The 10,209-nt window shown below is 64.0% G+C and carries 8 protein-coding genes; 5 read left to right on the top strand and 3 right to left on the bottom strand.

Translation table 11 applies throughout. The annotated features are described in order from the left end of the window. Positions 1-29: 29 nt before the first annotated feature. Both AB5Y47_RS18020 and AB5Y47_RS18015 read right to left on the bottom strand, forming a co-directional pair. Positions 30-1,211 carry a PLP-dependent aminotransferase family protein gene (locus AB5Y47_RS18020; RefSeq protein WP_124244295.1) on the bottom strand — a complete coding sequence of 394 codons (1,182 nt, stop codon included), beginning with the start codon at positions 1,209-1,211 and terminating at the stop codon, positions 30-32. 199 nt (positions 1,212-1,410) lie between these two features. Next, on the bottom strand, positions 1,411-2,478 hold the full coding sequence (locus tag AB5Y47_RS18015; RefSeq protein ID WP_049636588.1) for a M28 family metallopeptidase: 1,068 nt from the start codon (positions 2,476-2,478) through the stop codon (positions 1,411-1,413). Positions 2,479-2,738: 260 nt separating this feature from the next. Here AB5Y47_RS18015 and trmB point away from each other — a divergent pair, with 260 nt between their 5' ends. From trmB to AB5Y47_RS17990, 5 genes are all read left to right on the top strand, one after another. Continuing rightward, a complete protein-coding gene (gene trmB, locus AB5Y47_RS18010; protein ID WP_010675501.1) occupies positions 2,739-3,452 on the top strand; it encodes a tRNA (guanosine(46)-N7)-methyltransferase TrmB in 714 nt (237 codons plus the stop codon). 26 nt (positions 3,453-3,478) lie between these two features. Continuing rightward, the gene (locus AB5Y47_RS18005) at positions 3,479-3,811 is read left to right on the top strand and encodes a YggL family protein (RefSeq protein ID WP_039040181.1); all 333 of its coding nucleotides are present in this window, start codon (positions 3,479-3,481) and stop codon (positions 3,809-3,811) included. 96 nt (positions 3,812-3,907) lie between these two features. Further along, positions 3,908-4,828 carry a glutaminase B gene (glsB, locus tag AB5Y47_RS18000; RefSeq protein ID WP_010675499.1) on the top strand — a complete coding sequence of 307 codons (921 nt, stop codon included), beginning with the start codon at positions 3,908-3,910 and terminating at the stop codon, positions 4,826-4,828. 29 nt (positions 4,829-4,857) lie between these two features. Beyond that, positions 4,858-6,150 (top strand): sulfurtransferase, encoded by a 1,293-nt coding sequence (locus AB5Y47_RS17995; RefSeq protein WP_043156003.1) that lies wholly within the window; start codon positions 4,858-4,860, stop codon positions 6,148-6,150. Between the two features lie 183 nt (positions 6,151-6,333). Further along, on the top strand, positions 6,334-6,540 hold the full coding sequence (locus AB5Y47_RS17990; RefSeq protein WP_041215736.1) for a YgdI/YgdR family lipoprotein: 207 nt from the start codon (positions 6,334-6,336) through the stop codon (positions 6,538-6,540). A gap of 55 nt (positions 6,541-6,595) precedes the next feature. Here AB5Y47_RS17990 and AB5Y47_RS17985 read toward each other — a convergent pair whose 3' ends face one another. Further along, positions 6,596-10,156: an ATP-binding cassette domain-containing protein gene (locus AB5Y47_RS17985; protein WP_368220447.1), complete on the bottom strand. Its 3,561-nt coding sequence runs from the start codon at positions 10,154-10,156 to the stop codon at positions 6,596-6,598. Positions 10,157-10,209 lie beyond the last annotated feature (53 nt).

Below are 10,209 nucleotides of genomic sequence, written 5' to 3'. Positions count from 1 at the left end.
GGTCGCTGGTTTTTTTATGGCCGGATGGCTCAGAGCATGCGGGCCAGGGCGCGGCACAGACGCTGAACACCCTCTTCCGTGGTCGCCTCATCCACACAGGAGAAGCTCAGGCGCAGGGTATTCTGGATCTCGGGGCGCACATAGAAGGGGGCGCCGGGCACGAAGGCCACCTTCTCCTTGATGGCCTCGTCGAACAGGGCCATGGCACTGACGCTGGACGGCAGGGTCAGCCAGAGGAACATGCCCCCTTCGGGACGGGTGTAGCTGACGCCGGGCGGACAGTGGCGGGCGAGGGCGGCTTCCATGGCGGCACGCTGGCGACCATAGACCTCCTTGATCTTCTCCAGGTGAGCGTCGAGGGAGTTGTCGGTCAGGAAGCGGTGCAGCACCTGCTGGCTGAAGGCGTTGCTGTGCAGGTCGGTGGCCTGCTTGGCGATGGTGACCTTCTTGCGCAGCCAGTCCGGCACCACCATCCAGCCCAGGCGGAAGGCGGGCACCACCGTCTTGGAGAAGGACCCGAGCAGCACGGTGTTGTGGGGGGCCAGCTTGGCGATGGGAGGGAGGTGTTCCCCCTCGAAGCGCAGCTCGCCATAGGGGTCGTCTTCCACCATCAGCAGATCGTGGCGCACCAGGCGCTCCGCCAGGGCCTCCCGGTTGGCGCGGCTGTAGGAAACACCGCTCGGGTTCTGGAAGTTGGGCACGCCGTAGAGCAGCCTGGCGCTGGACCCCTGCTCCAGCAGCGCATCCAGCGCGGCCAGATCCAGCCCCTCTTCCGCCAGGGTAATGGGCTTGAAATTCGGTTGATAGACGGAGAACGCCTGGATGGCGCCAAGGTAGCCCGGCTCTTCGATGATGAGATCCTGCCCCTCGTTCACCAGCACCTTGCCCAGCAGATCCAGCGCCTGCTGGGAGCCGCTGGTGATGAGGATGTTGTCAGGATTGACGGCCATGCCGTGGCGGCTCAGGTAGCGGTCGGCGATGAACTGGCGCAGCGGGGCAAAGCCCTCGGTGGTGGCGTATTGCAGCGCGGCGGCTCCCTGCTCGCGCAGCACGTCCTGGCACGCTTGCTCGATGGCCTTGACCGGGAACAGATGGGGGTTGGGCAGGCCGCCGGCGAAGGAGATGATCTCCGGATTGGCGGCAACTTTGAGGATTTCGCGGATAAAGGAAGGCTCGACCTTCTCGAAGCGCTGGGCAAAAAACGGCTGCATAGGGTTCTCTCTGACTAGGTGGCGGTCGCTCCATTCAACCGCCAGGTTATCCGTTTGTATCAGATTTCAGAAATGAGGCAATGGCTGTCACAAAAATCCATAAAAAAGGGCAGGTTTGGCACCTGCCCGAATTTTATCGTCCCGACCCCGGTCAGGGGCGCAAAAACCCCTGTCAGGGGGGCATCGGGCGGGATGGGGGTCAGAGCCCCGGCGCCTTGAGGAAGCGGATCATCAGGTCGGTGTTGGCCCCGAGCTGCTGCTCGATCCGGCCCGGGAAGAGCTCGGCCATCTTGTCGAGGCGATCATGCTCCGTGTGCCAAATCTTGCCCCACTGGGTCTCGCTGTCCCGGTCGCAGGCGCTCTTGGTGGCGTCGTCGTAGCAGTCCCACAGCGCCGGATTGGTGCTCTGGGAGTAGCCGTCATAGCCATCTTCCCCGTTGATGGTGAAGTTGGTGGCCTCCACGTAGGCGATGGGCACCCCCAGGCAGGCAAAGGGGGCATGATCGGACCAGCTGCCGGTCTCCCCTTCCGGGTAGCCGCTGTAGCTGGGGTGGATGGCGAACGGGGTGGCGGTCTGCTGGGAGATGGCCAGCAGGCGATCGCGCACCTTGGGATCGAAGCTGTAGCGGCTCGGGTCGGCGCAGTTGTACTCGGCCACGTCGGAGTGGGCCGAGTGGACATAGACGATGTCACCCCCGGCGATGGTGTCGTAGTTCACCATGGCCAGCAGCTTGGCGACGGCATCGGTGTCGAGACTGGCGGCATAGGCTCTGGAGCCGTTGAGGCCGTTTTCCTCGGCGCCGAAGAAGGCGAAGCGCACCGTGTAGGGCAGGGTCTCTCCCTTGAGTGCCTCGGCAACTGCCAGCAGGGCGGCGACGCCGGCCCCGTTGTCGGTGGCGCCTTCGGATCCTTTCTTCTCGCCGGTGCTGTCATAGTGGGCACCGATGAGGATCACCTTGTCGCTCTGACCCTTGAGCTCGGCGACGATGTTCTGGGAGGTTCGGTCTGTGCCGCCCCGGGTGTAGGTGAATGGCTGGTTCTGCACCTCGTAACCCCAGCCGGCCAGGTGATCCTGGATCCAGGCGGCGGCGCGGGTTTCGGCCTCGGTGCCCGTGGGACGAGCGCCTATCCCTTCTGCGCCAGAGCTCAGTTGCACCAGAAACTCATGGGCCTGAGCGGCGGGGGCAGGGGGTTGGGAGTCGTTGTCAGAGGGGTTGCAACCGGCCAGCAGGGCAGGCAGGACGAGGGCCAACAGGGTTTTCTTCATACTGCAATCCTTTGTTGTATATGGTTTTATTTTTCCGCGTCAGGATGAACCCGACGTCCGGCAGATTCTGTGAAGGGGGTGGCATTTGTCAACCTTGCCGGTGGATGTGGGCAGTCCCGGGGGATTTGTTGTGGGAAACACTTGCGCCTTGTGCCTATCTTGGGATAATTCGCTCCCCTGTTTTTGCGAACTGATGCAATAACGAGCGATCCATTTATGTCGGCTCTGTTCCAGAGCGATGCAATAACGAGCAATTTACTATGTCTGTGACCCAAGATGTGTTTAACGAAGACGGCAAGTTCATGCGCAAGATCCGCAGCTTCGTCCGTCGCGAAGGCCGCCTGACCAAAGGGCAGGAGAAGGCCCTGGAAGAGCTCTGGCCGGTCATGGGCATCGATTTCGCACCAGAGCCGCTCGACATGGTGGCCCTGTTTGGCCGCGAGGCACCCGTGGTGCTGGAGATCGGGTTCGGCATGGGCGCCTCCCTGGTGGAGATGGCCAAGAACGCCCCCGAGAAGAACTTCATCGGCATCGAGGTGCACTCTCCGGGTGTGGGCGCCTGCCTTGGCACCGCCCAGGAGGCGGGCGTCACCAACCTGCGCGTCATCTGCCACGATGCGGTGGAAGTGCTGGAGCACATGATCCCGAACGGTTCTCTCTCCTGCCTGCAGCTCTTCTTCCCGGACCCCTGGCACAAGAGCCGCCACCACAAGCGTCGCATCGTGCAGCCTGCCTTTGCCCAGGATATCCGCCAGAAGCTTGCCATCGGTGGCGTCTTCCACATGGCCACCGACTGGGAGAACTACGCCGAGCACATGCTGGAGGTGATGAGCGCCGCCGAGGGGTACGAGAACACCTCCGCCACCGGCAACTGGGTGCCCCGTCCCGACTGGCGCCCCCTGACCAAATTCGAGCAGCGTGGCCATCGTCTGGGCCACGGTGTCTGGGATCTGATTTTCAAACGAGTCAACTGAGTCAACGTATCAACTAAGGAGCTATCATGGCCAACCGTAGCCGCCGTCTGCGCAAGAAACTGCGCGTCGATGAATTCCAGGAAATGGGGTTCGACATCAGTTTCAACTTCCCGGTCGGCACCGCCGAAGAGACCATTGATGCCGTGGTCGATGCGCTGATCGACGAGGTGATTGAGCCTCGCAAGCTGGCCTTCGCCGGCTCGGGTCACCTGGCCTGGGAAGGGATGATCTGCACCCAGCAGCTCGGCAAGTGCACCGACGAAGACCGTTCCGCCGTTCAGACCTGGCTGCAAGGCAAAGGGCTGGAGGCCGTGGTGGTCACCGAGCTGTTCGATCTCTGGTACGGCGAGCCGGCCTGATATCTGACTGCCTCCCGGGCAGATAGAAAATCCCGCCGCCGGCGGGATTTTTGTCGGTGGGCTGGCCCCGCCTCGTTTCACGTCATGGAATAGCCAATGGTGTTGTCATCCGAATTACTGGCCGGCATCCTGGAAGAGGTGCGTCCGCTGCTCGGGCAGGGGAAGGTGGCCGATTACATTCCCGCCCTGGCCCAGGTGCCTGCCGACCGGCTGGGGATCGCGGTCTGTACCGTTGAAGGGGAATTGTTCACCGCAGGTGACGCTTTCGAGCCCTTCTCCATCCAGAGTATCTCCAAGGCCCTGAGCCTCACGCTGGCCTTGACCCTCTATCAGGAGGAGGAGATCTGGGCCCGGGTGGGCAAGGAGCCCTCCGGTCAGCCGTTCAACTCCCTCGTCCAGCTGGAGTTCGAGCAGGGCATTCCCCGCAACCCCTTCATCAACGCCGGTGCCCTGGTGGTGAGCGATCTGCTGGAAACCCGGCTCACCGCTCCTCGTCAACGCACTCTGGAACTGGTGCGCCGCCTGTGCGGCAACCCGGCCATCATGGCGGATCAGGTGGTGGCGCGCTCCGAGTACCAGCACTCCGCCCGCAATGCCGCCATCGCCTATCTGATGAAGGCCTATGGCAACTTCGAGAACGAGGTGGACAAGGTATTGCAGAGCTACTTCAATGCCTGCGCCATCCGCATGAGCTGCGTCGATCTGGCACGAGCCTTCGTCTATCTGGCCAACCGGGGCGTCCCCCTTGGCGAGAGCACGCCCCTGCTGCCGGCCCGGACCACCAAGCAGGTCAATGCCCTGCTCGCCACCTGCGGCCTCTATGACGAGGCGGGCGACTTCGCCTACCGGGTCGGCATGCCGGGGAAATCCGGAGTGGGGGGCGGCATCATGGCGCTGATCCCGGGAGAGCTTTCCATCTGCGTCTGGTCACCCGAGCTCAACAAGGCGGGCAACTCCCTGGCCGGGACGGCGGCGCTGGAGCTGCTGGCCGAGCGCCTGGGCCGCTCCATTTTTTAACTCTCTTCACTATGCATCGAGACGACATCATGAAACGAATGACTGGACTGTGGCGAAGCTGCCTGACCGCCTTGCTGCTCTGGTGTGCCTGGCCCGCGCTGGCCGCTGAGCTGCCCCCGCTCTCCCTGGCGGATGCCAAGGGCAAGGAGGCGGTGATCCTGGATACCCGCCCGAGCTATTTCTACCAGGGCTGGCCCATGGACGGGGAGAAGCAGGGGGGCCATGTGGCCGGTGCCGAGCTGCTCTCCGCAGAGTGGAAATACAGTGACGAGGAGTGGCCTGTGGCGCTTGCGAGCAAGGGGCTGAAGGCCGACAAACCCGTCGCCCTCTATGGCACCCCTCGCGAGGTGGCCGAGGTGGCCCGTCTGCTGCGCCAGCAGGGCATCAAGCAGCTGTTCGAGCTGCAGGGATGGAAAGATGCGCCCCGGGAGCACCTGGCACGCTGGCAGCAGCTGGTCCATCCGCTCTGGCTGGCAGACTTGCAGGCAGGCAAGCCGGTCATCGCCGCCCCCAAGGGGGAGTGGAAGGTGTTCGAGGTGGACTGGGGATCCCCCAAGGCCTATCTGCTGAGCCACATTCCGGGAGCCGGCTACATCGACACCAACCGGCTGGAAGGGGAGCCGCTGTGGAACAAGGTCTCTGACGAGGCGCTCAAGGCGCTGCTGCTGGAGAACGGCATCCGTCATGACACCACCGTCATCCTCTATGGCCGCAACACCATGGCGGCGGCCCGTGCGGCCCATCTGATGATGTATGCGGGGGTCGAGGATGTGCGGCTGCTGGATGGCGGGCTGGAGGCCTGGTTCGTGCAGCATCTGCGCACCGAGACCGGTCTGGCCAATACTTTCAAACCGGCCAGGGAGTTTGGCGTGGTCATCCCCGCCCGTCCCGAGTTCTACACCACCCTTGACCAGGCCAAGGCCCTGCTCAAGCAGCCGGACGGCGCCCTGGTCAGCGTGCGCACCTGGGACGAGTTCGTGGGCAATACCTCGGGCTACAGCTACATCAAGCCCAAGGGGGACATTCCCGGGGCCAGATGGGGTCATGGCGGGGTGGATGCCAACAGCATGAGCGACTTCCACAACCCGGACGGCACCATGAAGCCCGCCCGCGAGATCCTCGCCATGTGGGATGAGTGGAATATCGAGCCGACCCAGCAGGCCGCTTTCTACTGCGGCACCGGCTGGCGCGCCTCCGAGGCGTTCTTCTACGCCTGGTTGATGGACTGGAAGCGGATCAGCGTCTACGACGGCGGATGGTTCGAGTGGAGCATGGATCCGGCCAACCCCACCGTCACCGGCGAGCGCAAGCCGGGCAAGTAACTAATAATCCAGAGCAGGCCGGACAGATGTCCGGTCTTTCTTTTCTTGATAGATCATTTTCAATGGCTATAGCAGGTGGATTCTTTCTGTGAATCCTGTTGCTGCAATCAAGGTAAACGGGCCATCCGGTTGAGCTAGGCTTCATCTATCACCGCCAGGGTGAGCGTGAAGAAGGGGAGAGTGATGAAAGCTGTGATGATGCTGGTTTGTCTGTTGGGATTGGCGGGGTGCAGCTCCCAATACATCATGAGCACCAAGGATGGCAAGATGATTGCCACCGACAGCAAACCCAGGTTGGACGAGACCACAGGCATGTATCGCTATTACGATGAAGAGGGGAGGGAGGTGCATATCAACAAGGACGACATCACCCAGATCATGGAGCGTTGAGGCTCTCCTCAAGCAACAAGGGCTGCCCGCGGGCAGCCCTTGTCATTTTCAGCCCTCACACCGTCTGGGGCACCTGGCGGTTGACCTGGCCGGCAAACAGCTGGTGGAAGCGGGAGTGGGGGTTGGCCAGCAGGCTCACCGGCGAACCCTGCTCCACCACGGTGCCGGCCTCCATCACCACCACCTTGTCCACCGACAAGAGCGGCTCCAGATGGTGGGCGATCACCAGATAGCTGGCCTCCGGCCGGTAGCGGTAGAGCAGCTCGGCCATCTTGCGCATGCCGCCGTGATCGAGGTCCGAGGTGGCTTCATCCAACACGATGAGCGGTCGGCGCGACAGCAGGATGCGGGCGATCACCAACAACTGGGTCTCGCCGGCGGAGAGTTGCAGCCTGTCGAGATCCTCATCCAGCCGCCCGGCGCAGCGCTCGGCGAGGCCCACCCGGGCCAGCGCCTGCTCAAGCACGGCGTCGTCATGCTCGGTCAGGGGCGTCAGATTGGCCCGCAAGGAGCCAAAGAAGGTGAGTGGGATCTGGGAGACGGTGTCGTAGAGATCGCGCACCGCCTCCGGTGCAAGTCGTGACAGTGGCTGATTGCCGTAGAAGATCTCTCCCTGGGAGGCGGGATACATGGCCTGCAATACCCCCAGCAGGGAGCTTTTGCCTGCCCCGGTACGCCCGCACACACCCACCTTTTCACTTGGGGCCAGCTCGAAGTTCACCTTGTGCAGCGCCCACTGGCTGGTTTGGGGGTAGCGCAGCCCCAGGTTGTCGAAGCGCACTGCGGGGTGAGGGGTGGCGAGGGCCTCTCCCTCCTGGCGTTCGCTCTCTATCTCGCTGTATTCCCGTACCCTCTCCACCGCGTTCATCACCTGCTCCACTTCCGCGAAGGTACGGATCAGGGAGTTGAGCATGGCCGAGGCGGTGAAGGCGTAGGTGATGGCCACGGCCCCCAGCAGCGGGCTGTTGCCAAAGGCCACCATCAGCGCCACGGCCCCCACCAGGGCGGCGGAGAGCAGGGTCTGGTGCATGCCGAGCCAGCGGTTGATGGAGGTGGTGGTGTACCAGCTGCGCAAGTTGTTGTCATAGTGATGCAGCACCTGATCCAGTGCGAAGCGTTCGGCCCCGGCCAGACGCAGTGCGGGGGCGCCGCGGATGGTCTCGCTGATGCTGATGTAGAGCGGGGAGCGCAGCACCGAGGACTGGCGCCGCAGCTTGAGTTGCACCGCCCGGTAGCGGCGCTGCAACACATAGAGCGCCCATCCCACCAGGGGGGCGATGAGCAGCAGCAGGGGAATATTGATGCCGATCACCACCACCTGCAAGGCCACGGACACCAGCATGCCGAACAGTCCCACCAGCATGGAGAGCAGCATCTCCTGCGCCTCCCCCAGATCCCGGTCGAAGCGGTTGAGGATGCGCCCCTGGGGCACCTTGTCGAAGAAGGCCATGGGGGCGCGGCTGATGCGCCCCAGCATGCCGTCAAACAGGGTCCAGGCCAGCTTGAGGCCGAGTTTGTAGTTGATGACCCGCACCGCCATGATGCAGGCGAGGGAGCCCGCCCCCAGCAGCACATAGATGCCGAGCAGGGTCTTGACGTCGCTCACCTCGGCCTTGCCGCCGAGCCAGAGATCCGAGGCGATGCGCAGCCCTTCCTGGCCCAGGGTGAGCAGCAGGACGAGCAGGATGGCACCGGGGGCGGCGAGGCGCTGCCACATGAAGCCAAACAGTCCCCAGTCCACCTTGCCCTCCACCACTTTCTCCTCGCTGAACTGCTCCGCCTCCTGAGGGGGCACCGGCGGGGCGGGCTGGGGATGCTGGACAAGATCCGCCAACTGGTGGGCATCGAGCTCCACCAGGCGCCCCTGCTCGATGCGGATCACCCGATCGCACCTGGCCAGCACATCCGGGTCGTGGCTTACCAGGAGCCGGGTCGGCCCCGGCTTGAAGGCGAGCCCCTGCTCCAGTACCTGGGCCGCGACCATGGGGTCGAGCGCAGACAAGGGGTTGTCCAGCAGCAGGATATCGGCCCGGGCGTAGAGGGCGCGAGCCAGGGCGACCCGCTGCTGCTGGCCGCCGGAGAGGCGGGTGCCGAGCTCCCCCACCAGGGTTTGATCCCCGTGGCTGAGCAGCGCGAGATCGGCCGTGAGGGCGCAGGCGCCGAGCACCCAACGATAGCGCTCGGCGTGCCAGGGCTGGCCGAACAGGATGTTGTTGCGGATGGTGTCGTTCATCAGCCAGGGTTTATGGCCCAGATGGGCAACCCGGCCGTGGCGACGGATGCTGCCGGCAAACTCGCTGTCAAAGCCGGCAACCAGATGCAGCAGGCAGCTCTTGCCCGCCCCGGTGGCCCCGGTGATCCCCACGAGCTCCCCCGGTGCGATGGCGAGGTTGGCTCCCTCGAGCACCGGTTTTTGCTGGTGCAGGGCGGTGACGTTGTCGAGCCGCAGGCTGCCCACCGGCAAGCTGGGATCGGTGAGATCCCGATGCTGCTCCGGGCTGTTCAGGAACTCGCACAGCCGGTTGAAGCCGGTGTTGAAGTTGATCAGGGTGCGGATGAGGTAGGGCAGTCGCATCATGGGAATGCGCAGCACGGTAAACAGGGCGATGGTGGTGAACACCTGGGGCAGGGTGAGGGTGTTGCCCGACGCCAGGTAGGTGGTGAAGGTGGCCAGGGTCACCAGCAGGGGAGTGCTCAGCATCAGCCCTTCGTTGATGGCATCGAGCCTGAGCACCCTGCCCAGCACTCCCAACTCCTGCTGGCGCTTGGTGTTGGCCGCCCGGGTGAAGAAGGGGCCAAGCCCGTTCTGGCGCACCAGCCGCAGCTTCTTGATGTATTCCGCCAGGATGCCGTTGCGCTCGTCTTGTTGACGCTTGAGCTGCTGCTCCTGCTGGTTCATGCGCCGTACCACCCGGGTGGAGATGAGCAGCAGCAGGGCCAGCACCGCGAAGCCCACCAGACCGGCACTGCCCACCTGCCACACCAGCAGGGCGATGGTGCCGATGAGTTGCAGCGCCATGGTGACCGGCATGGCGGGGTCAGCCAGGATCCAAGTGATGTCCCACACGTCCCGGTTGATGAGGTTCTGAACCCGGCCGCCGGCCCTGTCGTCGAAGCTCTTGCCACCCTGCTTCATCACCTTGGCGAGCAGGGATTCGGCCAGCAGACGGCGGATGGGCACGTGCATCTTGAGGGCCAGTTGCAGGGAGTGCTCCGCCAGCATGCCGGCGGCGAGCACGGAGGCGAACAGGGCCAGGGCCAGCAGCAGCTTGTGGCCGGTGGTGGCATCGGTGCCGAGCTGGGTCATGCTGTGGTTGAGCAGCCAAGGGCTGGTCAGGGTGGCGAGCATGCCGAGCAGTTGCAGCAGGGTGAGCAGGCCAATCCGTCCCTTGTAATGGCGCCAGATAAAGGCGGTCAGGGGCCAGGGGCGCACCGGCTGGCGGGCGGTGAGCGCGAGGAAGGCGTCGGCGCGGCCGTCGCGCCTGTCTTCCGGCAGCAGGGGATAGAGATCGTCGAGACTGACCTGGGGCTGGGTCAGCCCCTTGCGCAGCAGCGGGCCGGTCCAGCGATAGAAGAGGCGACTCAGCCAGCCGGCCGAGATTTCCGGATGATCCAATGGGTGTCCTTGTTGTTTTGTGTTGCTTCCATGGGCGGGGCGGCTCATGGGCC

The sequence above is a fragment of the Aeromonas sp. R7-2 genome (assembly GCF_040908105.1).
GTDB lineage: Bacteria > Pseudomonadota > Gammaproteobacteria > Enterobacterales > Aeromonadaceae > Aeromonas > Aeromonas caviae.
Note: the sequence above shows the minus strand (reverse complement) of the source record. Positions and strands in the feature narration are given on the sequence as shown.

What these genes read in the sequence shown, in the direction of transcription:
- trmB (WP_010675501.1), top strand. Translation starts at nt 2,739, where the DNA reads ATGTCTGTGACCCAAGATGTGTTTAACGAAGACGGCAAGTTCATGCGC.
- glsB (WP_010675499.1), top strand. Translation starts at nt 3,908, where the DNA reads ATGGTGTTGTCATCCGAATTACTGGCCGGCATCCTGGAAGAGGTGCGT.
- AB5Y47_RS17995 (WP_043156003.1), top strand. Translation starts at nt 4,858, where the DNA reads ATGAAACGAATGACTGGACTGTGGCGAAGCTGCCTGACCGCCTTGCTG.
- AB5Y47_RS18020 (WP_124244295.1), bottom strand. Translation starts at nt 1,211, where the DNA reads ATGCAGCCGTTTTTTGCCCAGCGCTTCGAGAAGGTCGAGCCTTCCTTT.
- AB5Y47_RS18005 (WP_039040181.1), top strand. Translation starts at nt 3,479, where the DNA reads ATGGCCAACCGTAGCCGCCGTCTGCGCAAGAAACTGCGCGTCGATGAA.
- AB5Y47_RS18015 (WP_049636588.1), bottom strand. Translation starts at nt 2,478, where the DNA reads ATGAAGAAAACCCTGTTGGCCCTCGTCCTGCCTGCCCTGCTGGCCGGT.
- AB5Y47_RS17990 (WP_041215736.1), top strand. Translation starts at nt 6,334, where the DNA reads ATGAAAGCTGTGATGATGCTGGTTTGTCTGTTGGGATTGGCGGGGTGC.